The 23191-nt window shown below is 70.9% G+C and carries 19 protein-coding genes; 6 read left to right on the top strand and 13 right to left on the bottom strand.

The window, feature by feature from the left end:
• Positions 1-25 precede the first annotated feature (25 nt).
• The 4 genes from A4E84_RS13365 to hrcA form a co-directional block, all read right to left on the bottom strand.
• Complete coding sequence (locus A4E84_RS13365; protein ID WP_062926795.1) at positions 26-766, bottom strand: 16S rRNA (uracil(1498)-N(3))-methyltransferase; 741 nt, start codon at positions 764-766, stop codon at positions 26-28.
• Positions 763-1836, bottom strand: coding sequence for a nitronate monooxygenase (locus A4E84_RS13370; RefSeq protein WP_062926796.1), 1074 nt, complete (start codon positions 1834-1836; stop codon positions 763-765). The genes A4E84_RS13365 and A4E84_RS13370 overlap by 4 nt, the downstream gene beginning before the upstream one ends.
• A gap of 214 nt (positions 1837-2050) precedes the next feature.
• Positions 2051-3187 (bottom strand): molecular chaperone DnaJ, encoded by a 1137-nt coding sequence (gene dnaJ / locus A4E84_RS13375; RefSeq protein ID WP_062926797.1) that lies wholly within the window; start codon positions 3185-3187, stop codon positions 2051-2053.
• Positions 3187-4203, bottom strand: coding sequence for a heat-inducible transcriptional repressor HrcA (gene hrcA, locus A4E84_RS13380; RefSeq protein ID WP_031103805.1), 1017 nt, complete (start codon positions 4201-4203; stop codon positions 3187-3189). The genes dnaJ and hrcA overlap by 1 nt, the downstream gene beginning before the upstream one ends.
• 171 nt (positions 4204-4374) lie before the next feature.
• Between hrcA and A4E84_RS13385 the strand changes: the two genes are divergently transcribed.
• A complete protein-coding gene (locus tag A4E84_RS13385) occupies positions 4375-5106 on the top strand; it encodes an MBL fold metallo-hydrolase (protein WP_062926798.1) in 732 nt (243 codons plus the stop codon).
• A gap of 31 nt (positions 5107-5137) precedes the next feature.
• Positions 5138-5938 carry a DUF3097 domain-containing protein gene (locus A4E84_RS13390; RefSeq protein WP_062926799.1) on the top strand — a complete coding sequence of 267 codons (801 nt, stop codon included), beginning with the start codon at positions 5138-5140 and terminating at the stop codon, positions 5936-5938.
• A gap of 105 nt (positions 5939-6043) precedes the next feature.
• On the opposite strand, the gene hemW is transcribed toward A4E84_RS13390, so the two are convergent.
• Complete coding sequence (gene hemW / locus A4E84_RS13395; RefSeq protein ID WP_062926800.1) at positions 6044-7276, bottom strand: radical SAM family heme chaperone HemW; 1233 nt, start codon at positions 7274-7276, stop codon at positions 6044-6046.
• 27 nt (positions 7277-7303) lie between these two features.
• Entirely contained in the window at positions 7304-9523 is a 2220-nt protein-coding gene (locus tag A4E84_RS13400) for a SpoIIE family protein phosphatase (RefSeq protein ID WP_062926801.1), read from the bottom strand.
• A 192-nt stretch (positions 9524-9715) separates the two neighbouring features.
• Between A4E84_RS13400 and A4E84_RS13405 the strand changes: the two genes are divergently transcribed.
• Both A4E84_RS13405 and A4E84_RS13410 read left to right on the top strand, forming a co-directional pair.
• Positions 9716-13705, top strand: coding sequence for a HAMP domain-containing protein (locus tag A4E84_RS13405; RefSeq protein ID WP_062931430.1), 3990 nt, complete (start codon positions 9716-9718; stop codon positions 13703-13705).
• A complete protein-coding gene (locus A4E84_RS13410; RefSeq protein ID WP_062926802.1) occupies positions 13702-14172 on the top strand; it encodes a response regulator in 471 nt (156 codons plus the stop codon). Before A4E84_RS13405 ends, A4E84_RS13410 begins: the two co-directional genes overlap by 4 nt.
• A gap of 65 nt (positions 14173-14237) precedes the next feature.
• On the opposite strand, the gene A4E84_RS13415 is transcribed toward A4E84_RS13410, so the two are convergent.
• Both A4E84_RS13415 and lepA read right to left on the bottom strand, forming a co-directional pair.
• Positions 14238-16112 carry an AMP-dependent synthetase/ligase gene (locus tag A4E84_RS13415; protein WP_062926803.1) on the bottom strand — a complete coding sequence of 625 codons (1875 nt, stop codon included), beginning with the start codon at positions 16110-16112 and terminating at the stop codon, positions 14238-14240.
• Between the two features lie 248 nt (positions 16113-16360).
• Positions 16361-18229: a translation elongation factor 4 gene (gene lepA, locus A4E84_RS13420; RefSeq protein WP_062926804.1), complete on the bottom strand. Its 1869-nt coding sequence runs from the start codon at positions 18227-18229 to the stop codon at positions 16361-16363.
• 241 nt (positions 18230-18470) lie between these two features.
• On the opposite strand from lepA, the gene rpsT reads away from it, so the two are divergent.
• Positions 18471-18737, top strand: coding sequence for a 30S ribosomal protein S20 (gene rpsT, locus A4E84_RS13425; protein WP_033306356.1), 267 nt, complete (start codon positions 18471-18473; stop codon positions 18735-18737).
• A 175-nt stretch (positions 18738-18912) separates the two neighbouring features.
• Here the strand turns inward: rpsT and A4E84_RS13430 are convergent, their stop codons facing one another.
• The gene (locus A4E84_RS13430; protein WP_062931431.1) at positions 18913-19308 is read right to left on the bottom strand and encodes a nuclear transport factor 2 family protein; all 396 of its coding nucleotides are present in this window, start codon (positions 19306-19308) and stop codon (positions 18913-18915) included.
• Positions 19309-19408: 100 nt separating this feature from the next.
• On the opposite strand from A4E84_RS13430, the gene A4E84_RS13435 reads away from it, so the two are divergent.
• Complete coding sequence (locus A4E84_RS13435) at positions 19409-19834, top strand: VOC family protein (protein ID WP_062926805.1); 426 nt, start codon at positions 19409-19411, stop codon at positions 19832-19834.
• Between the two features lie 47 nt (positions 19835-19881).
• Here A4E84_RS13435 and holA read toward each other — a convergent pair whose 3' ends face one another.
• The 4 genes from holA to A4E84_RS13455 form a co-directional block, all read right to left on the bottom strand.
• Positions 19882-20871 (bottom strand): DNA polymerase III subunit delta, encoded by a 990-nt coding sequence (gene holA / locus A4E84_RS13440; protein ID WP_179955392.1) that lies wholly within the window; start codon positions 20869-20871, stop codon positions 19882-19884.
• 92 nt (positions 20872-20963) lie between these two features.
• On the bottom strand, positions 20964-21209 hold the full coding sequence (locus tag A4E84_RS13445; protein WP_079129358.1) for a hypothetical protein: 246 nt from the start codon (positions 21207-21209) through the stop codon (positions 20964-20966).
• A gap of 38 nt (positions 21210-21247) precedes the next feature.
• Positions 21248-22129 (bottom strand): YceI family protein, encoded by an 882-nt coding sequence (locus A4E84_RS13450; RefSeq protein WP_107308316.1) that lies wholly within the window; start codon positions 22127-22129, stop codon positions 21248-21250.
• A gap of 231 nt (positions 22130-22360) precedes the next feature.
• The gene (locus tag A4E84_RS13455; RefSeq protein ID WP_062926808.1) at positions 22361-23191 is read right to left on the bottom strand and encodes an arylamine N-acetyltransferase family protein; all 831 of its coding nucleotides are present in this window, start codon (positions 23189-23191) and stop codon (positions 22361-22363) included.

The raw sequence follows: 23191 nt of genomic DNA on the forward strand, positions 1-23191 counted from the left end.
ACTCCCGCTCAGTCCCTGGGAACGGTCAGGACCAGCGTCCGGTGCGTGCCAGGAGTACGGCCGCGGCGGCCGTCCCGGCGGTCGATGTGCGCAGCACACTGCGTCCGAGGCGGTACGCCTGCGCCCCCGCCTCCTCGAACAGCGCCAGCTCCTCCGGCGCCACGCCCCCCTCGGGCCCCACGACCAGGACGATCTCGCCGGTGGCCGGCAGTTCGGCCGTGGCCAGCGGCGCGTCCCCGCTCTCGTGCAGCACGGCGGCGAAGTCCGCCCCGGCGAGCAGGGCGGCGACCTGCTTGGTCGTGGCCGCCTCCGCGACCTCCGGGAAGCGCACCCGGCGGGACTGCTTTCCTGCCTCCCGGGCCGTCGCCCGCCACTTGCCCAGCGCCTTGACCCCGCGGTCGCCCTTCCACTGCGTGATGCAGCGAGCCGCCGCCCAGGGCACGATCGCGTCGACGCCGGTCTCGGTCATCGTCTCGACGGCGAGCTCGCCCCGGTCGCCCTTGGGCAGCGCCTGGACGACGGTGACCCGGGGCTGCTCCTCGGGCTCCTCGGACACCGAGTCCAGCTGGAGGATCAGCCGGTCCTTGCCTTCCGTGTCGAGTACGACACAGTCCGCCCAGCGGCCGGCCCCGTCCGTGAGCACGACGTCCTCACCGGCCCGCAGCCGCTTCACGGAGACGGCGTGCCGCCCCTCCGGTCCGTCCAGGACGTACCGGCCGCCGCCGCCCGCGTCGAAGTGCTCGACGACGAACACCGGCGCGGTCACAGCACGCCCCCGCCCGTCAACGAGGCCCGGGCGGCGGCCAGTTCCCCGGCCAGCACCTCGACCAGCTGTCCGGCGGGCAGCTCCCGCGCCATCCGGTGCCCCTGCCCGGCCCACAGCGCCATGCCCTGCGCGTCACCGGCCTTGGCGGCGGCCTTGCGCAGCGGCGACGTGAGGTGGTGGATCTCGGGGTAGGCCGCGGGCGCGTACGGGCCGTGCTCGCGCAGGAACCGGTTGACGAGACCGCGCGCGGGCCGCCCGGAGAACGCCCGGGTCAGCTCCGTGCGGACGAACAGGGGGTCGGTCAGGGCCCGCTTGTGCAGGGCGTTCGCGCCCGACTCGGGCGTGGCGAGGAAGGCGGTGCCCAGCTGGGCGGCGCTCGCGCCCGCCGCGAGCACACCGGCGATCTGACCGCCGCGCATGATGCCGCCGGCGGCGACGATCGGGATGCTCACGGCTTCGCGGACCTGGGCGATCAGCGACAGCAGCCCGAGGCCGGAACCGTCCGTCTCGGGGACGTCCCGGTGGGTGCCCTGGTGGCCGCCGGCCTCGATGCCCTGGGCGATGACCGCGTCCGCGCCCGCCCGTTCGACGGCCCGGGCCTCGTCGGGGGTGGTCGCGGCGGCCAGGACGAAGGTGCCGACGCGGTGCAGGGCGTCGACGACCTCACGGCTCGGGACGCCGAAGTGGAACGACACCACCGGTACGGGGTTGTCGCGCAGCACCACGAGCTTGGCCTCGAAGCCGTCGTCGCGTCCGCTGTCGGGGTCGCCGAGTTCGGCCTCGTACCAGGTGGCCTCGCCGGCCAGCTGGTGGGCGTAGACGTCGATGGCGGCCGGGTCGGCGTACTCCGGCTGCGGCATGAAGACGTTGACGCCGAAGGGCCTGCCGGTGAGGCTCCGGATCTGCTTGATCTCCTGGTACATCCCGTCGGCGGTCTTGTACCCGGCGGCGAGGAACCCGAGCCCGCCCGCCTCGCACACGGCAGCGGCGAGCTGGGGTACGGAGACGCCGCCCGCCATGGGGGCCTGCACGATCGGGTGGGGGAAGAGATCGGTCAGTGCGGAGGACATGACCGCATGTTGTCACGTCCTCCGAACAACTCCGAAACCGGCCTGCCGACTGGCATAGACCAGAGGAACAAGCGCCTCTTGTCGCCTGAGGGGCGCCCGGTCAGCGACCGTTGAACGCGTCCCTCAACCGCGAGAACAACCCCTGCCGCCCGGCCGACTGCGCCTGCCCGGAGGACGACCCCCGGGCCCCCGGGCAGCGGCCGGACCACTCACGTCAGCGACCGTTGAACGCATCCTTCAACCGCGAGAACAACCCCTGCTGCCCCGGCTGGAACTGCCCCGTCGGCCGCTCCTCGCCCCGCAGCTTGGAGAGCTCACGCAGCAGGCGTTCCTGCTCGGGGTCGAGCTTGCTCGGGGTCTGGACCTCGACGTGGACGATGAGGTCGCCTCGTCCGCCGCCGCGCAGGTGTGTGACACCCCGGCCGTGCAGCGGGATCGACTGGCCGGACTGGGTGCCCGGGCGGATGTCGACCTCCTCCATGCCGTCGAGCGTCTCCAGCGGCACCTTCGTGCCGAGGGACGCCGCCGTCATGGGGATCGTCACCGTGCAGTGCAGGTCGTCGCCGCGCCGCTGGAACGTGCTGTGCGGCAGCTCGTGGATCTCGACGTAGAGGTCACCGGCCGGACCGCCGCCGGGACCGACCTCGCCCTCGCCGGCGAGCTGGATCCGCGTGCCGTTGTCGACACCGGCCGGGATCTTGACCGTGAGCGTGCGGCGGGACCGGACGCGGCCGTCGCCCGCGCACTCCGGGCACGGGGTCGGCACGACCGTGCCGAAGCCCTGGCACTGCGGGCACGGACGGGACGTCATGACCTGGCCCAGGAAGGACCGGGTGACCTGCGAGACCTCACCGCGGCCGCGGCACATGTCACACGTCTGGGCGGAGGTGCCCGGGGCCGCGCCCTCACCGCTGCAGGTGTTGCAGACGACGGCCGTATCGACCTGGATGTCCTTCGTCGTGCCGAAGGCCGCCTCGTCGAGCTCGACCTCGATGCGGATCATCGCGTCCTGGCCGCGGCGGGTGCGCGAGCGCGGTCCGCGCTGCGACGCCGTGCCGAAGAACGCGTCCATGATGTCCGAGAAGTTCCCGAAACCGCCGGCTCCGAAGCCGCCCGCGCCGCCGCCGCCGGCCTGCGAGAGCGGGTCGCCGCCGAGGTCGTAGACCTGCTTCTTCTGCGGGTCCGACAGCACCTCGTAAGCGGCGTTGATCTCCTTGAACCGCTCCTGGGTCTTCGGATCGGGGTTGACGTCCGGGTGCAGCTCGCGGGCGAGCCGCCGGAAGGCCTTCTTGATCTCTTCCTGCGACGCGTCGCGGCGCACGCCGAGTACGGCGTAGTAGTCCGTGGCCACTACGACTCCGCCAGGATCTGTCCGACGTACCGTGCCACTGCGCGTACCGCTCCCATCGTTCCCGGGTAGTCCATGCGGGTCGGTCCGACCACGCCGAGCTTGGCGACTGCCTCGCCGCCCGAACCGTAGCCGACCGACACGACGGACGTGGAGTTGAGTCCTTCGTGGGCGTTCTCGTGACCGATCCGTACGGTCACGCCCGGATCCTGCGCCTCGCCGAGCAGCTTGAGGAGCACGACCTGCTCCTCAAGCGCCTCCAGCACCGGCCGGATCGTGAGAGGGAAGTCATGCCCGAAGCGGGTCAGATTGGCGGTGCCGCCGATCATCAGCCGCTCCTCGTTCTCCTCGACGAGCGTCTCCAGGAGTGTGGAGAGCACCGTGGAGACCGTACCCCGGTCCTCGTGCTCGAACGCCTCCGGGAGATCCTCCACCAGACTCGGCACATCCGCGAAACGGCGGTTCGCCACGCGGCTGTTGAGCCGCGCGCGCAGATCCGCGAGCGAGGCGTCGCCGAAGGGCGCCGGGCAGTCGACCACGCGCTGCTCGACCCGCCCCGTGTCCGTGATCAGCACGAGCATCACCCGCGCGGGCGCCAGGGAGAGCAACTCCACATGCCGCACGGTCGAGCGCGTCAGCGACGGGTACTGCACGACGGCGACCTGGCGCGTGAGCTGCGCGAGCAGCCGTACCGTGCGCGCCACGACGTCGTCGAGGTCGACGGCACCCTCCAGGAAGTTCTGGATCGCGCGCCGCTCGGGCGCGGTCATCGGCTTGACTCCGGCGAGCTTGTCGACGAACAGGCGGTAGCCCTTGTCGGTGGGGATGCGCCCGGCGCTGGTGTGCGGCTGGGCGATGTACCCCTCGTCCTCCAGGGCCGCCATGTCGTTGCGGACGGTCGCCGGGGAGACGCCGAGGCTGTGCCGCTCGGTGAGGGCCTTGGAGCCCACCGGCTCCTCGGTGCCGACGTAGTCCTGGACGATGGCGCGCAGCACCTGAAGCCTGCGTTCACTGAGCACCGCGCACACCTCCAGAAGTCGTCCGCTCGTGGTCCTGTCTGTCGAGCCTGGCACTCTGCGCGTGCGAGTGCCAGCATTCCCCCGCCCAGTGTACGGCGGTGGGGTACTCCCCCGGCAAGGCTGGTCGTGCGGCGCCGTGCCCCGAGCGGGGCGCACCGCTAGCGTCGCCCTATGACGGTGACTTGGGAAGACCTCGGATGGGAGCGCGTGGCCGCCGGTGTGGGGCGGTGCCGGCTGCCGGTGTGGGACTGCACGATCGGGCTGGTCGCCGGAGAGGGGGCGGTCCTCATGATCGACGCGGGGTCGAGCCTCGCCGAGGGCGCGAAACTGGGCGCGCAGGCGCGGGCACTCACCGGTCACCGTGTGACACATCTCGCGCTGACCCACCCGCACTTCGACCATGTCTTCGGCGCCGCGGCGCTCCCGGACACCGAGGTGTTCGGCGCGGTGGGCGTGGACGCGCTGCTGACGCGGGTGCGGGACCGCGAGGAACTGCGCGAGGACGGGGTGCGCCAGGGCCTGGCGGCGCCCGCGGCCCAGGAGGCGGCGGAGCGGCTGGCCCCGCCCGGCCACCTGGTCTCCGGCGAGTGGACCCTCGACCTGGGCGGCGGACGGCAGGTGCTGCTGGCGAACGTCGGCCCGGGGCACACCGCGCACGACCTGGCGGTGCTGGTGCCGGGCGATCCGGAGGTGGTGTTCTGCGGCGACCTGGTCGAGGAGTCCGGCGAGCCGCAGGCGGGCCCCGACGCGGTGCCGTCGCACTGGCCGGCGGCCCTGGACCGGCTGCTCGACCTGGGCGGCGAGGACGCGCTGTACGTGCCCGGTCACGGAGCGGTGGTGGACGCGGCGTTCGTGCGGGCGCAACGGGACGCGCTGGCGGCGCGTTTCGGCGTGTCGCGGTGATCGCCGTCCGCCTTCTCCTATCGTCATTCGAATGCGCCAGTACTCCGCCGATCTGACCCCGCCGTGGAAGAAGCCGAAGCCGGTGCCCGAGGTCGCGGCGGAGCCCGGCCTGGTGGTGGAGGAGCAGGGGACGGGTTTCTGCGGCGCGGTGATCCGCTGCGAGGCGGGCACGGTGACGCTGGAGGACCGCTTCGGCAAGCACCGGGTCTTCCCGATGGAGCCGCGCGGCTTCCTGCTGGAGGGCAGGGTGGTGACGCTCGTCCGCCCCGCGCCGGGCGGCCCCGCGCGTCCCACTCGCACGGCCTCCGGTTCGGTGGCCGTTCCCGGCGCACGCGCGCGTGTCGCCCGCGCCGGCCGCATCTACGTCGAGGGCCGGCACGACGCCGAGCTGGTCGAGAAGGTGTGGGGTGACGACCTGCGCATCGAGGGCGTGGTCGTGGAGTACCTGGAGGGCGTCGACGACCTCCCGTCGATCGTCTCCGATTTCGCCCCCGGGCCGGACGCCCGGCTGGGCGTCCTGGTGGATCACCTCGTGCCGGGCTCGAAGGAGTGGCGCATCGCCCAGTCGGTGACGAGCGGGCACGCACTGGTGGTGGGCCACCCGTACATCGACATCTGGGAGGCGGTGAAGCCGTCGTCCCTGGGCATCGACGCCTGGCCCCGAATCCCGCGCGGCCAGGACTGGAAGACGGGGGTGTGCAGGGCGCTGGGCTGGCCGGAGAACACGGGCGCGGCCTGGCAGCGGATCCTGTCGGGGGTCCACTCGTACAAGGACCTGGAGCCGGAACTGCTGGGCCGGGTGGAAGAACTGATCGACTTCGTGACCGCGTAGCTGCGGGCATGCGTGCCGCCAGGGGCGGCACCCGTCCCAAGGAGAGCGGCGCCCCGCTACGCCGGGCTGCGCGACGCCCCGCCCTCAGTACCGACGCCGAGCACCTCAGTCCACGAGATCGCGCACGACCCCGTCCGCCAGCAACCGCCCGCGCAGAGTGAGCACGGCCCGCCCCTCCGCATACGGCCGCTCCTCAAGCAACCCTTCGGACAGGGCCCGCCCAGACGCCGCAAGCCCCTCCTCCCGCAGCAGCGACAACGGCACGCCCTCCCTGAGCCGCAGTTCCAGCAGAATCCGCTCGACCCGCCGGTCCTCGTCGCTCAGAAGCTCCCGCCCGGCCCCCGGCGACCTCCCCGAAGCCAGCGCAGCGGCATACGCCCCCGGATGCTTCACGTTCCACCACCGCACCCCGCCCACATGACTGTGCGCACCGGGCCCGGCCCCCCACCAGTCGGCCCCCCGCCAGTACAGCTCGTTGTGCAGGCACCGCCCGGCCTCCGAGGTCGCCCAGTTCGACACCTCGTACCACCTGAAGCCCGCGCCCGAGAGCACCTCGTCCGCGATCAGGTACCGGTCGGCGTGCACGTCGTCGTCGGTCATCGGCACCTCGCCCCGGCGGATCCGGCGTGCCAGCTGCGTCCCCTCCTCGACGATCAGGGCGTAGGCGCTGACATGATCCGGCCCGGCCCCCAGCACCGCGTCCAGCGAGGCCCGCCAGTCGTCGTCGGACTCACCCGGCGTGCCGTAGATCAGGTCGAGGTTCACATGCTCGAACCCGGCGCCCCGGGCCTCCGCGACGCACGCCTCGGGCCGCCCCGGCGTATGCGTGCGGTCCAGCACCTTCAGCACATGCTGCCGGGCGCTCTGCATCCCGAAGGAGATCCGGTTGAAGCCGCCCTCGCGCAGGGCCGCCAGATACGCCGGATCGACCGACTCCGGGTTGGCCTCCGTCGTGATCTCGGCGTCCTCCGCGAGCCCGAACTCGTCGCGGACGGCCTTCAGCATCCGGACGAGATCACCGGCGTCCAGCAGCGTGGGCGTGCCCCCGCCCACGAACACCGTCCGGACCGGCCGCGGATCGTCGCCCAGCACCTTGCGCGCCAGCCGGACCTCGTCGGCCAGCGTCTCGGCGTAGTTGTCGCGGGAGGCGAGGACTCCGCCGGTGCCGCGCAGCTCGGTCGCGGTGTACGTGTTGAAGTCGCAGTAGCCGCAGCGGGTCGCGCAGTACGGGACGTGCAGGTAGAACCCGAGCGGGCGGTCGGCGGCGCCGGCGAGCGCGGACGCGGGCAGCGTGCCGTCGTCGGGGACGGGATCGCCGTCGGGAAGTGCGGAAGGCATGCCTTCCATTGTCCAGCACTCGCGCGGTCAGTCCGCCTGGAGCACCAGCAGGGCGAGATCGTCCGCCGGGGGCCGCGCCCCGAACTCGTGCACGAGCCGTTTGATCCGCTCGGCTATCAGCTCCGCGTCCAGCCCGGCGCACCCGGCCAGTGCCGCGGCGAGCCCGTCCCCGTCGTCGAACTGGCGCGAGCCGGAGCGGCGCTCGGTCACGCCGTCGGTGACGCACAGCAGCGTGTCGCCGGAGCGCAGCTCGAAGGTCTCGCTCGTGTAGGTGGCGTCCTCGACGACGCCCAGCAGGGTCTGCGGCTGCGCGCACGGGTGGACCTCGCCGCCCGCCCCGAGCCGCAGGGGCAGCGGGTGCCCGGCGGAGGCGACGGTGCAGCGGACCCCGCCGTCGAAGGGGACCAGCTCGCCGTAGAGCAGGGACAGGAAGCGCGTCTGCGGGCCGTCGCCGGGCGGGGTCGGCCGCGCACCCGCCGCCACCAGGGCCCGGGCCGCCGCGTCCGCGGCCTCCGTGGCGTCGTCGAGCAGCAGCTGGTTGAGGCGGTCGAGGACGTCGGCGACGCGGTAGCCCTCGCGGGCGAGCAGCCGCAGCCAGGGCCGGGCCAGGCCGATCACGACGGCCGCCTCGGGCCCCTTGCCCTGGACGTCGCCGACGGCGAAGCACCAGCGGCCGTCGCCGGCCGGGAACAGGTCGTAGAAGTCGCCGCTCGGCCCGCCCTTGTCGCACGGCTCGTACACGAGGGCGCTGCGCATGCCGGGGATCTCGGCCACGGCACCGGGCAGCAGGCCGCGCTGGAGGACGGCGCTGATGGTGGCCTGGCGGGCGTACTGGCGGGCGGCGCCGATGGCGAGGGCCACCCGGCGGCCGAGGTCCTCGACGAGGCCGGTGATCTCGTCGGGGAAGCCGGCCTTCCCGGAGCGTCCGATGACGAGGGTGCCCAGCGGGCGCCCCCCGGCGACCAGCCGGTATGCGAGGGCCGCGCCGGGCTCGCCGTCACCGAGCGCCTCGCCGGGCCAGGGGTAGTCGACGGGCCCGGAGCCGCCGCGCTCCCGGCCGCGCTCGAACGGGGACGTCCCCGTAGGGTCGAACGGCTGCGGCGGGTCCTTCTCCAGGACGCGGCGCAGCTCCTCGATCCGGTTCTCGCTGCCGTGCCAGACCCGGGCGAGGCGCGGTCCGCCCACGCCGGCTCCGCCGCTCCAGCCGCCGCCTGTGGCCTCGTCCTCCAGCCACACCGCGCACCAGTCGGCCAGCCGCGGCACGATCAGCTGCCCGGCGAGGGCCGCGACCAGGTCCTCGTCGAGCTGCCCGGCCAGCAGGTCGGAGGCCTCGGCGAGGAAGGAGAGGGCGCCGCGGCCGAGCCAGGCGCCGTCGGGCCCGTTGCGTCCGAGGCGGTTCTCGTGCCGGTCCCGCCAGTCCCGCAGGTCGTTCCAGTCACGCAGGCCGTCGGCTTCCCGTAAGTCCGGCCAGTCCCGTGCCTCTCCGCCCTCACGCGAGCCCCAGGTCTCTCCGGCCTCACGCAGATCCCAGGGCTCTCCCGCGCCACGCCGGCTGCCTGGGGCCTCCCCCGCCTCGTCGCCCGGGTGCGGCGCGGGTGCCAGGATCTCCGCGACCCGCAGACCGCGCCCCAGCGCGTGCTCCCCGGCGTACGCCTCGATCTGCTCGCCCGTCGTGGACCCCCCGGCGGGCAGCCGTGCCCAGACGGTCTTGCGGCCCGTACGGTACGTGATCCCCCACGCTTCGGAGAGCGCGCCGACGAGCCGCAGGCCGCGCCCGTGCTCGGGGGTGCCGTGCGGCGCCTCCGGCTCGCTGCCGCGCGGCGCGCGGGAGGGGTGGTGGTCGGAGACCTCGACGACGAGCGCGGCCGTGCCGGGGGCGTCGCCCTCCAGCCGGCACTCCATCTCGACGTCGGTGCCGGCATGCACGACGGCGTTGGTGACGAGTTCGCTGACGACGAGCGCGGTGTCGTCGGCGAGGCGGTCGGTGAGGTGCTCGGCGCCGGGCAGGCCGAGCCCGGACCACTCGGTGAGTGCCGCGCGCACCAGAGCACGGGCGGCGCCCGGCGCGAGCGAACTGCCGGGCAGGGTCGCGCACGCCCGCGCACCCCCCGGCGCGTGCGCCTGCGCACGAGGTGCGGGCTCCTCGGAAACGGAGCCTTCCTGGACGGGCACAGGCGTCTCCCCAGCGTGTGCAGGCGCCTCTGAGGCACGGGAAGCGGTCTCCCGTTGCGTCGGAATGGCCCCCATGGACAGCTCCCCGGGCAGTTCGTACGAATACGCCACAGTCGATGCCGACAGAGTGACAGACTGACCACGCCCATAAGCGCCGAGTTACCGAAGTGGGCCGCCATGAGTGAGAACAGTGCTACTCCTGTGGTCGAAGACCGGTACGAAGACGGTCAGATTCGTGCATCCGATCTACGTCCCCTGCTCGCCGCCATGACAGCCGCCCGCGACGGCGACTTCAGCAAGGTGCCGGAATCCGGCCACGGGATGGCGGCCGAACTCACCGCGGTCTTCAACCAGATCATGGACCGCAGCGTCCACTTCACCACCGAGGTGCAGCGCGTCAGACGGGAGCTGGTGCGCCACGGCCGGCTCGACGAGCGGCTCTCGGCCAGCCCGGGCCAGGGCCTGTGGACGTCCCGGGTCAACGACGTGAACCAGCTGCTCGACGCCCTGGTCGCCCCGGCGGCGAACGCCACGCGCGTCCTGGACGCGGTGGCGGGCGGCGATCTGACCCAGCGGGTCGATCTGCACGACGGGACGCGGCAGTTACGCGGTGACCTGCGGCGTCTGGGCCGGGCCGTGAACAAGATGGTGGACCAGCTCTCCCTGTTCACCGGCGAGGTGACGCGGGTGGCCCGCGAGGTCGGCACCGAGGGGCGACTCGGAGGCCGCGCCAAGGTGCAGGGCCTGTCGGGCAGTTGGCGGGACGTGACCGAGGCCGTCAACACGATGGCGTCCCGGCTGACGGCCCAGGTGCGGGACATCGCGGCCGTGACGACCGCGGTGGCGCGCGGCGACCTGACCCGTACGGTCACGGTCGAGGCGACCGGCGAACTGCTGGAGCTGAAGCTGACCGTCAACACGATGGTCGACCAGCTCTCCGCCTTCGCCGACGAGGTGACCCGCGTCGCCCGGGAGGTCGGCACCGAGGGCCAGCTGGGCGGCCGGGCGCAGGTCCGGGGCGTCTCCGGGGTCTGGAAGGACCTCACCGACAACGTCAACTTCATGGCGTCGAACCTGACCTCACAGGTCCGCAACATCGCCCAGGTGACGACGGCCGTGGCCAACGGCGACCTGTCCCAGAAGATCACGGTCGACGCGCAGGGCGAGATCCTGGAGCTCAAGTCGACGATCAACACGATGGTCGACCAGCTGTCCGCCTTCGCCGACGAGGTGACCCGCGTCGCCCGCGAGGTCGGCACCGAGGGCAACCTCGGCGGCCGGGCCCAGGTCCGGGGCGTCTCCGGCGTCTGGAAGGACCTCACCGACAACGTCAACTTCATGGCGGACAACCTCACCTCGCAGGTGCGCAACATCGCGCTCGTGTCCACCGCCGTCGCCCAGGGCGACCTGGGCAAGAAGATCACGGTCGAGGCCAAGGGCGAGATCCTGGAGCTCAAGTCCACGATCAACACGATGGTCGACCAGCTCTCCGCCTTCGCCGACGAGGTGACCCGCGTCGCCCGCGAGGTCGGCACCGAGGGCAACCTCGGCGGCCAGGCCCAGGTCCGGGGCGTCTCCGGCGTCTGGAAGGACCTCACCGACAACGTCAACTTCATGGCGCTGAACCTGACCTCACAGGTCCGCAACATCGCCCAGGTCACCACCGCCGTCGCCAACGGCGACCTGTCGAAGAAGATCACGGTCGACGCACGCGGCGAGATCCTCGAACTGAAGGACACCGTCAACACGATGGTGGAGCAGCTGCGCGCCTTCGCCGACGAGGTGACCCGCGTGGCCCGCGAGGTCGGTACCGACGGGCGGCTCGGCGGCCGGGCCCAGGTGCTGGGCGTCTCCGGGGTCTGGCGGGATCTCACGGACAACGTCAACTACATGGCCGACAACCTCACCTCCCAGGTGCGCAACATCGCCCAGGTCGCCACGGCCGTGGCGCAGGGCGACCTGTCCCGGAAGATCGACGTGGACGCGCGCGGCGAGATTCTTGAGCTGAAGACCACCATCAACACGATGGTCGACACGCTGTCCTCCTTCTCCTCGGAGGTCACGCGCGTCGCCCGCGAGGTCGGCTCCGAGGGCCGACTGGGCGGCCAGGCCCGGGTGGAGGGCGTCTACGGCACCTGGAAGCGTCTGACGACCAACGTCAACGAACTCGCGTCCAACCTCACCACCCAGGTCCGCGCCATCGCCGAGGTCGCCTCGGCCGTGGCCCAGGGCGACATGTCCCGCTCGATCACGGTGGAGACGCAGGGCGAGGTCGCCGAGCTGAAGGACAACATCAACCTGATGGTGGCCAACCTGCGCGAGACGACCCGCGCGAAGGACTGGCTGGAATCCAACCTGGCCCGGCTCGCCGCCCTGATGCAGGGCCACCGGGACCTGATGGAGGTCGCCGACCTGATACTGCGCGAGCTGACCCCGCTGGTGAACGCCCAGTACGGCGCGTTCTACCTGGCCGACCCGGAGGAGGACGGCGCGGCGGTTCCCACCAAGGGTCTGGCCTTCATCGCCGGCTACGGCGCCGCCCAGGACGCCACCGTCGAGACCGGCGGCCTGCCCGTGCACGGTCTGGTCGCGCAGGCGGCCCGGGAGAAGAAGCGGATCCTGGTCGAAGGCGCCCCGCCCGACTACATCAAGATCAACAGCGGGCTCGGCGAGGCAGCGCCCACGACCATCGTCATCATCCCGATCCTCTTCGAGGACAAGCTCCTCGGCGTCATCGAGCTGGCCTCCTTCTCCCGCTTCTCCGACGTGCATCTGGCCTTCTTCGACCAGTTCGTCAACACCATCGGCGTCGCCATCAACACGATCATCGCCAACTCCCGCACGGAGTCCCTGCTCGGCGAGTCCCAGCGCCTGGCCATGCAGCTCCAGGAGCGCTCGGACGAACTCCAGAAGCAGCAGGGCGAACTCCAGCGCTCCAACGCCGAACTGGAGGAGAAGGCCGCCCTGCTGGCCACGTCCTCCCAGTACAAGTCCGAGTTCCTGGCCAACATGTCGCACGAGCTGCGCACGCCGCTGAACTCCCTGCTGATCCTGGCCCGGCTCCTCTCCGACAACCCGGACGGCCATCTCTCGGACCAGGAAGTGCAGTTCGCGACGACGATCCACCGCTCGGGCTCCGACCTGCTCCAGCTGATCAACGACATCCTCGACCTGTCGAAGATCGAGGCGGGCCGAATGGACGTACGCCCCAAGCGGCTCCCCCTGATCAAACTGCTCGACTACGTCCACGCCACCTTCCGCCCGCTCACCCTCGACCGGGGGCTGGCCTTCGAGGTGGCGGTCGGCGAGGGCGTACCGCGCGAGATGTACTCGGACGAGCAGCGCCTCCAGCAGATCCTGCGCAACCTGCTCTCCAACGCGATCAAGTTCACCGCGTCCGGCAAGGTCGAGCTGCGGGTCGACCGAGTGCAGGACGCCGAGCACCGCTCCGTTCGGGAGACGGACGACGTCATCGCGTTCTCGGTGTCCGACACCGGCATCGGGATCGCGCCGGAGAAACTCCCGGTGATCTTCGAGGCGTTCCAGCAGGCCGACGGCACCACCAACCGCAAGTACGGCGGGACCGGCCTCGGCCTCTCCATCAGCCGGGAGATCGCGGGCCTGCTCGGCGGCCGGATCGTCGCCGAGAGCGCGCCCGGCAAGGGTTCCACCTTCACCCTCTACGTCCCGGTCGTCAGCCCCGGTCACCCGGCGCCGGCACCGGTCCCCGAGGACCCCACCGGCCCGCCGCTGCCCCTGCGGCCGGCCGCCGAGTCGTTCCCGGTGACGCACGACGCGGATGACGCCTGGCCGTCTCCGACCAAGCTGGAGGCGTGGACGTCCGGCAGGCCGGGCCGGGTCCTGGCCGGCCGGCGGGTGCTGATCGTCGACGACGACATCCGCAACGTCTTCGCCCTCACCCATGTCCTGGGCCGGGTCGGCATGACCGTGCTGTACGCGGAGAACGGCCGCGAGGGCATCGAGACGCTGGAGCGCAGCGGGGACGTGGAACTGGTCCTGATGGACATCATGATGCCGGAGATGGACGGCTACGAGACCATCTCCGCGATCCGCCGCACACCCCGCTGGGCGGGCCTGCCGATCGTGGCCCTGACCGCGAAGGCGATGCCCGGAGACCGGGAGAAGTCCATCGCCCGGGGCGCCAACGACTATGTGCCCAAGCCGGTGGACATCGACGGCCTGCTGACGGTCGTGTGCGAACTGCTGGACCCCGAGGGCGCGGAAGAAGAGGTATGAGCAGCACGGCCCCTCACCCCGAACCCGCCGGAATCCTCCTCGTCGACGACATGGAGGACAATCTGACCGCCCTGGAGGCCGTCCTCGCCTCCCTCAACGAGCCGCTGGTACGCGCCCGGTCCGGTGAGGAGGCGATGAAGGCCCTGCTGCGGCAGCCCATCGCCCTGATCCTGCTCGACATCCGCATGCCCGGCATGGACGGCTTCGAGACGGCCGCCCACATCAAACGCCTCGACCAGACCCGTGACGTCCCGATCATCTTCCTCACCGGCGCGGACGACGACTCGGGCTACGCCTTCCGCGGCTACGCGACCGGCGCCGCGGACTACGTGACCAAGCCCTTCGACCCGTGGGTGCTCAGGGCCAAGGTCAGCGTCTTCCTGGACCTCTACCGGAAAGGCAGAGAGGTGGAATGCCTGCGCGCGGAGATCCAGGACCTTCGACGCCGGGTGGAGCAGGCTACTTAGGGGCGCGGGGAACTGCGCGACAAGCCACAGCGGGCCGGCAGCCGCCCCACAGCCCCCGCCACCCCCTAGGCTTCGCGAGACCCGTCGTACATCTCCTCGATCAGATGCTTGTACTCCCGCTCGACCACGGGCCGCTTCAGCTTGAGACTCGGCGTGATCTCACCATGCTCGACATCGAGGTCACGCGGCAGAAGGCGGAACTTCTTGATCGTCTGCCACCTCTGAAGCCCCTCGTTGAGCTGCTTCACATACCCGTCGACCATCTCGACGGTCACCGGCGCGGCGACGATCTCCGCGTACGACTTGCCCTCCAGCCCGTTGTCCTTGGCCCAGTCGGTGATGGCGACCTCGTCGAGCGCGATGAGCGCCGTGCAGAAGTTCCGGTCGGCCCCGTGCACCAGGATGTTGGACACGTACGGGCACACCGCCTTGAACTGCCCCTCGACCTCCGCCGGGGCGATGTACTTGCCGCCCGAGGTTTTGATGAGGTCCTTCTTGCGGTCGGTGATCCGCAGGTACCCGTCGGGCGACAGCTCTCCGATGTCCCCGGTGTGGAACCAGCCGTCCGGCTCCAGCACCTCGGCGGTCTTCTCGGGCAGGTTGTGGTAGCCCTCCATGATGCCCGGGCCGCGCAGCAGGATCTCGCCGTCGTCGGCGATCCGCACCTCCGTGCCGGGCAGCGGCTTGCCGACCGTGCCGGTGCGGTAGGCCTCGCCCGGGTTCACGAAGGACGCCGCCGAGGACTCGGTCAGTCCGTAGCCCTCCAGGATGTGGATGCCGGCGCCCGAGAAGAAGTAGCCGATCTCCGGCGCGAGGGCGGCGGAGCCGGAGACGCACGCGCGCAGGTTCCCGCCGAAGGCCTCGCGGATCTTGGCGAACACCAGCGCGTCGGCGACCTTGTGCTTCGCGCCGAGACCGAACGGCACGGAGGCGGTCCCGGTCCGGCGGAAGTTGTCCTGCGAGACCTTGGCGTACTCGCGGGCCACGTCGGCCGCCCACTGGAAGATCTTGTACTTGGCGCCGCCGCCCGCCCGGGCCTTCGCCGCCACGCCGTTGTAGACCTTCTCGAAGATGCGCGGCACGGCCGCCATGTAGGTCGGCTGCACCACCGGCAGGTTCTCGATGATCTTGTCGACCCGGCCGTCCACGGCGGTGACGTGCCCGACCTCGATCTGCCCGGAGGTCAGCACCTTGCCGAAGACGTGCGCGAGGGGCAGCCAGAGGTACTGCACGTCCTCGGTGCTGACCAGCCCGGTCGCGGCGATCGCCTTCGCCATGTACGACCAGTTGTCGTGCGGCAGGCGCACACCCTTGGGGCGGCCCGTGGTGCCGGAGGTGTAGATGAGGGTGGCCAGCTGGTCCTTGGTGATCGCGCCGACCCGCTCCTTGATGAGGTCGGGGTCCTTCTCCAGCCGGGCCGCGCCGCGCTTCTCCAGCTCCTCCAGGGTGAGGATCCAGTCGGCGGTCTCCACCCCTGCCGCGTCGATCACCACGACATGCGTCAGCTCGGGCAGCTCGGCGCGCTTCTCCTTGGCCTTGGCCAGCTGCTCGGCGTTCTCCGCGATCAGCACCCGGCTCTCGGAGTCCGACAGGATGTACGCGGATTCGTCGGCGTTGGTCTGCGGATACACCGTGGTGGTGGCCGCGCCGGCGCACATGATGCCGAGGTCGGCGAGGATCCACTCGATCCGGGTGCCGGCGGCGAGGGCGACGCGCTGCTCGGGCTGCACACCCAGCTCGACGAGGCCCGCCGCGATGGCGTAGACCCGCTCGGCTGCCTGCGCCCAGTTCAGCGACTTCCACTCGTCCGGGCCCTGGCCCGCCGACGACGGGACCGGATACCGAAAGGCCTCGGCGTCCGGCGTGGCCGTCACGCGCTCCAGGAAGAGGCCCGCCACGGACGGCGGACGGTTCTCGATCAGGGTCTGTGCGTCGCTCACGACATCCTCCGGGGCCCGCGACAATGCGGCTGGCTCACGTGCGGCTGGGTTCACTCACGGCTCTTGTTTAACTCGTGAGTAACTATCGAGCAGGGATCAGAGTAAAGGGCGACCGGCCCCTGCGTAAGGGGCCGGTGCCTGTCACTTCGTACAGAGAGCTACCCCACGTACGCACAGGGCCCGCCGCACTTTCACACGGCGGGCCCCTGTTCAACCCGGATTGCGGTGTAACCCTCGGTAATCCGTGATTACTTCTTGCCCTTGCCCGACCCCGCACTGTCATCACTCGACAGGACGGCGATGAAGGCCTCCTGCGGAACCTCTACGGAACCCACCATCTTCATCCGCTTCTTGCCTTCCTTCTGCTTCTCCAGCAGCTTCCGCTTACGGGAGATGTCACCGCCGTAGCACTTGGCGAGGACGTCCTTGCGGATGGCGCGGATGGTCTCGCGGGCGATGACCCGGGAGCCGATGGCGGCCTGGATGGGCACCTCGAAGGCCTGCCGCGGGATGAGCTCGCGCAGCTTGGCGACGAGCCGCACACCGTAGGCGTACGCCGCGTCCTTGTGGGTGATCGCCGAGAAGGCGTCGACCTTGTCGCCGTGCAGCAGGATGTCGACCTTGACCAGGCTGGAGGTCTGCTCGCCGGTGGGCTCGTAGTCGAGCGAGGCGTAGCCGCGGGTCTTGGACTTCAGCTGGTCGAAGAAGTCGAAGACGATCTCGGCGAGCGGCAGGGTGTAGCGGATCTCGACCCGGTCCTCGGAGAGGTAGTCCATGCCGAGCAGAGTGCCGCGCCGGGTCTGGCACAGCTCCATGATCGAGCCGATGAACTCGCTGGGCGCCAGGATGGTGGCCCGCACGACCGGCTCGTAGACCTCCGAGATCTTGCCCTCGGGGAACTCGCTGGGGTTGGTGACGGTGTGCTCGGTGCCGTCCTCCATGAGGACGCGGTAGACCACGTTCGGCGCGGTGGCGATGAGGTCGAGACCGAACTCGCGCTCCAGCCGCTCGCGGATCACGTCCAGGTGCAGCAGGCCGAGGAAGCCGACGCGGAAGCCGAAGCCGAGGGCGGCGGAGGTCTCCGGCTCGTAGACCAGCGCGGCGTCGTTGAGCTGCAGCTTGTCCAGGGCCTCGCGCAGCTCGGGGTAGTCCGAGCCGTCCAGCGGGTAGAGCCCGGAGAAGACCATGGGCTTGGGGTCCTTGTAGCCCCCGAGCGCCTCCGTGGCCCCCTTCTGCTGGCTGGTGACGGTGTCACCGACCTTGGACTGGCGGACGTCCTTCACACCGGTGATGAGGTAGCCCACCTCGCCGACGCCGAGCCCGTCGGCGGCGAGCATCTCGGGCGAGTTCGTCCCGATCTCCAGCAGCTCGTGGGTGGCGTTGGTGGACATCATTCGGATGCGCTCGCGCTTGTTGAGCTGCCCGTCGATGACGCGGACATACGTCACGACACCGCGGTAGGAGTCGTAGACGGAGTCGAAGATCATGGCGCGGGCGGGGGCGTCCTTGACTCCGACCGGCGCCGGGACCTCGGCGACGACCTTGTCGAGCAGCGCCTCGACGCCCAGACCGGTCTTGGCGGAGACCTTCAGCACGTCCTCGGGGTCGCAGCCGATGAGATTGGCGAGCTCCTCGGAGAACTTCTCCGGCTGGGCGGCCGGCAGGTCGATCTTGTTCAGCACAGGGATGATCTTGAGGTCGTTCTCCATCGCCAGGTACAGGTTGGCGAGAGTCTGCGCCTCGATGCCCTGGGCCGCGTCGACGAGGAGCACGGTGCCCTCGCAGGCCGCGAGCGACCGCGAGACCTCGTAGGTGAAGTCGACGTGCCCCGGGGTGTCGATCATGTTGAGGATGTGCGTGTTGCTCTTGTCATGGGTCGGAGCCCAGGGCAGACGCACCGCCTGTGACTTGATCGTGATGCCACGCTCGCGCTCGATGTCCATGCGGTCGAGGTACTGGGCGCGCATCTGCCGCTGCTCGACCACTCCGGTCAGCTGGAGCATCCGGTCGGCGAGCGTGGACTTGCCGTGGTCGATGTGCGCGATGATGCAGAAGTTGCGGATCAGAGCCGGATCGGTACGGCTCGGCTCGGGCACGTGGCTGGGGATCGCGGGCACGCAGGGTCCTGATTCTTGAGGCGTCCGCAGTGTCTGCGGTCTCGGGTCGGATCGATACGTAGCCTCCATGGTCCCACGGGTGGGGACCACGGACGGGTTTGGGCCGCGGAAGGGGCCGCTGGTAGCCTGGGTGGCTGTGCCTCGTGCCCTCTCGCAGGAGGCGCTACCTCAAGAAATCACCCGGTGCGGTCGTCGTGCGGTATCCGTGCGGTCTCGTGCCAGAACCTGAGAAGGCTCATTCGTGGCGAACATCAAGTCCCAGATCAAGCGGATCAAGACCAACGAGAAGGCCCGGCTGCGCAACAAGGCCGTCAAGTCCTCCCTCAAGACCGCGATCCGCAAGGCCCGTGAGGCTGCTGCCGCGGGTGACGTCGAGAAGGCCACCGAGTACCAGCGCGTCGCCGCGCGTCAGCTCGACAAGGCCGTCTCCAAGGGCGTCATCCACAAGAACCAGGCCGCCAACAAGAAGTCGGCGCTGGCTCAGAAGGTCGCCGCGCTCAAGGGCTGACATCTGATGTGACGCCGGAGGGAATCGAGCGGGCCCTCTCTCATCCGCTCCCGTCCGGCACCCCTCGGATCCGCGCGCGGCCTGCGTTCGCCACGCGGGCGCGGATCCAGCAGCTTGAATCCAAGGCCCCGCCTTCCGCTCTTCCCCAGAGCGGCCGGCGGGGCCTTCGGCCTGTTCAGGACCAGAACTCGTTGTTCTTGTCGATGTCCTCGACGCATTCGTCGAGGTCGGTGACCTTGTCGCCGACGATCCGGAAGATGATGCAGCCGGTGTCGTCGAGGGTCTTGCCGTTGCGCTCGGCCGTGAAGCGGGTCATGCCGACCGCGTGACCGCGGCCGTCGACACCGATGCCGATCAGTTCGGCACGCATCGTCCCGTTGGTCTCCGCGCCGAGCCGCTCATACATCTCGATGATCGAGTCCACCCCTTTGAAGTCACCCGACAACGGGTGATCTCCGGGTACGTGGTGGGTGGCGTCCCCCGCGATCAGTCCGCGCAGGGTGTCCATGTCACCGCGTGAGAACGCCTCGAATCCCTTGCGGACCAGCGCTGCGTGCGGGTGTTCAGCCATGGTCTTCGCCACCTCTCCGTCACTTGGCGACGTACGGCTGATACACCCGATTCTCCTCTTCGACAGGAGGAGGGCGACTCGATCACGGCACAGTGGAAACATGGACACAGACGACACCAGCGCGCCGGTCCTGATCCGCGTGGCGACCAGGCTCCCCGCCCAGGACCTGGAGCGGGCGAGGCGCTTCTACTCGGAGAAACTCGGTCTGGATCCCGTCGACGAGCGGCCCGGCGGGCTGCTCTACCGGTGCGGCGGCGCGGAGTTCGTCCTGTTCCGCTCCACGGGGTCCTCGCCCGGCACGTTCACGCAGATGGCGCTGGAGGTCGAGGACATCGAGGCAGCGGTCGCCGAGCTCCGGCGGCGCGGCGTCGTCTTCGAGGAGGTCGACGCCCCCGGCTTCCGCACGCAGGGCGGAATCGCCGAGATCGAGGGGAACTACCCGAGCAAGGGCGCCCGGGGCGAACGCGGCGCCTGGTTCCGCGACAGCGAGGGGAACCTGCTGGGGGTGGGGGAGCCGGTTTTGTGAGGAGGTGGGGGTGTCCCCGGTGTTCGGCCGGGGACACCCGGGAGCGGCTAGCCGCGTCCTCTGGAACGGGCCGCTCGGGCGATGGTGACCACTGCCTTTTCCAGGGCGTACTCGGGGTCGTCGCCCCCTCCCTTCACTCCCGCGTCCGCCTCGGCCACGGCCCGCAGTGCGATCGACACGCCGTCCGGAGTCCAGCCCCGCATCTGCTGACGCACCCGGTCGATCTTCCACGGAGGCATCCCCAGCTCCCGCGCCAGGTCGGCCGGCCGGCCCCCGCGCGCGGACGACAGCTTCCCGATCGCCCGGACGCCCTGCGCGAGCGCGCTCGTGATCAGCACCGGCGCCACCCCGGTCGCCAGCGACCAGCGCAGCGCCTCCAGGGCTTCCGCCGCCCGCCCCTCGACCGCCCGGTCGGCGACCGTGAAGCTCGACGCCTCGGCCCGCCCCGTGTAGTACCGCCCGACGACCGCCTCGTCGATCGTCCCCTCGACGTCCGCGACCAGCTGCGACGCCGCCGAGGCCAGCTCCCGCAGGTCGCTGCCGATGGCGTCGACGAGCGCCTGGCACGCCTCCGGCGTGGCGGATCGCCCCATCGTCCTGAACTCGCCCCGCACGAACGCCAGCCGGTCCGCCGGCTTCGTCATCTTCGGGCAGGCCACCTCACGCGCCCCCGCCTTGCGCGCCGCGTCGAGCAGCCCCTTGCCCTTGGCCCCGCCGGCATGCAGCAGCACGAGGGTGATCTCCTCGGCGGGAGCGCCCAGGTACGCCTTCACGTCCTTGATCGTGTCGGCCGACAGGTCCTGCGCGTTGCGTACGACCACGACCTTGCGCTCCGCGAAGAGCGACGGGCTCGTCAGCTCGGCGAGCGTGCCCGGCTGCAACTGGTCCGGGGTCAGGTCCCGTACGTCCGTGTCGGCGTCGGCGGCCTTCGCGGCGGCCACCACCTCCCGCACGGCACGGTCGAGGAGCAGGTCCTCCTGGCCCACGGCGAGCGTCACCGGGGCGAGGGGATCGTCATTCGCAGTCTTCCTGGCCATCGCGACAAGCATCCCACGCGCCACTGACAGCGGGCCCCGACGAACCCGGACGTGCGGCGACGCCGGCCGCCCTCGCACCCGGCCGGGAGCCGCTACGGCTCCTCCCGCCAGCCCTCCCACTCACCGGCCAGCCCGTCCAGCTCCCCGGCGTCCAGCCGCCCGTCCTCGTCCCGCAGGACGACCAGCCACTGCGCGTCCTCGGCGTCGTCCTCCCCGGCCAGCGCGTCCCGCACCAGCTGGGGCTCCTCGACGACCCCGAACCGCTCCCGCAGCGCCTCCACCACCTCTTCCGCCGCGTCGCGGTCGGGCAGCACCAGCACATGTCGCACATCACTCACGCCGGACATTGTCCGACACCGCGTCGCGGCCCTGCCGCTCAGCCCTTGCGGACGACCTGCACGTCGAGATCGACCCTGATGCTCGGCCCCACCACCGCGATGCCACGCGCCAGCATCGTCTGCCAGTTCACGGTGAAGTCGTCCCGGTGCAGTTCGGTCGTGGCCCGGCAGGCCGCCCGCACCTCGCCCTCCATGCCGTTGCCCAGCCCCAGGTACTCCGTGTCCAGCGTGACCGTCCGCGTCACGCCGTGCAGCGACAGCGCCCCCGTCACGGCCCACCGGTTCCCGCCCTTGTGCAGGAACCGTTCGCTGTAGAACTCCAGCGTCGGGAACCGCTCGACGTCCAGGAAGTCCGCCGAGCGCAGATGGTCGTCGCGCATCCTCATGTTGGTGTCGATGGACGCCGCGTCGATCACCACGTGCATCGCCGAGCGCTCCACCGGATCGGCGACCCGTATGACCCCCGCGAACGACTTGAACTGCCCGTGGATCCGGGCCAGTCCGATGTGCCGCGCGGTGAAGCCGATGGAGGAGTGCGCCGACTCGATCTCCCAGTCACCGGCGCCGGGGAGCTCCGGCGGCCGGGCCACCTGGAGCGTCACGTCCCCGAGGGACGCCAGGGTGTTCTCGGCGACCTGCGTGGTCGCCCGGTACGGCGTGTACCCGTCCGCCGACACCGCGAGCCGGTACTCCCCGGCGGGCACCGTCGTCACGAACGACCCGTACGGGTCCGCTCCCCCGCTGACCACCGGCCGCCCCGCGGCGTCCGTCACCGCGAACTCCGCGTGTCTGACCGGCTCGTTGACCGGGTCCAGCACCCGGCAGGCCAGCACTCCCGCGCTCGGCGGTGTCGGCACCGCCGCCAGGGGACTCGTCCGTTGCACCCGGCTGGTGCGGCTTCCCCGCCAGCGGCCGATCATCCACGACTCCCTGAGTGGCTCGAAATCGCCTGTTGATCACTGTTGATCACACAATGCCGAAGACGCATTCGATCACTGGTGAGGCTTTCGGGGCAACACGGGACCACATCACGGGAATCCAGCAGATGTGCTGGCACTACGCACGAGTAGCCCCGTGTGGTCCCGAGTGGTCCTGTGTAGCAGCGTGTGGCCGTGTGTGGCCCTGTGCGGCCGGAATTGGCTGCTGCGCGTCTACGCGGGATCGCGCAGTGCCGGCACCTTGTCGAGCCCGATCCCGAACCGCTCCCGGTACACCCCGAGCACCTCCTCGTCCGTCTCCAGCTCCCGCACCTCCCGCGTCCCGTCGGCCGCCGTCGCCGTGAACCTGCGCCCGCTGAGCGTGATCCTTCCTCCGTCCTGCGTCACCCGCGTACAGACCAGCGACCGCGTGAAATGCGACACCGGCGACGTGCTGTGCCACCACGCGCCGGCCACGAAGTCGCCCAGTACCCGCGGCCGCACCTCCAGGCGGTACTGCGGTGTGCCGCCCCGGAACACGTCCAGGTCCGCCGCCTCCACCGTGCCGTGCCCGCCACGCACCCCGGCCGCGTCCGGCTCCGCCTCGACGATGCGGAAGGTGCCGCCCGGATCCTCCTGTTCTCCCCTGTCCCCGAACGCCAGCGGAAGGTGGCTGTGCGCCCCGAACCCCACATCGGCCAGCCAGTCGCCCCCGTCCACCGTCCGCACCCGCAGCGCGAGATGGTCGTAGGGAATCCCGAGCCGCCCCTCGTCGCCGTACACCCGCGCCGCCAGCAGTGCCACGTCGTACCCCAGCGCGGCGAGCAACGCCCCGAAGGAACCGTTGAGTTCGTAACAGAACCCGCCCCGCCGCGCGCCCACCACCTTGTCCAGCAGCCGCTTCTCCTCCAGCACGATCTCCTCGCCCAGGTGGATCGAGAGGTTCTCGAACGGCACGGTCTGCAGATGGCGCAGGTGCAGCTCGCGCAGCGCGTCGACCGTGGGCCACGCCGGGTGCTCGACTCCCAGTCGGCGAAGGTAGGCATCAACCTGTGCTGAGTTCAT

The organism is Streptomyces qaidamensis (assembly GCF_001611795.1).
GTDB classification, from domain to species: Bacteria; Actinomycetota; Actinomycetes; order Streptomycetales; family Streptomycetaceae; genus Streptomyces; species Streptomyces qaidamensis.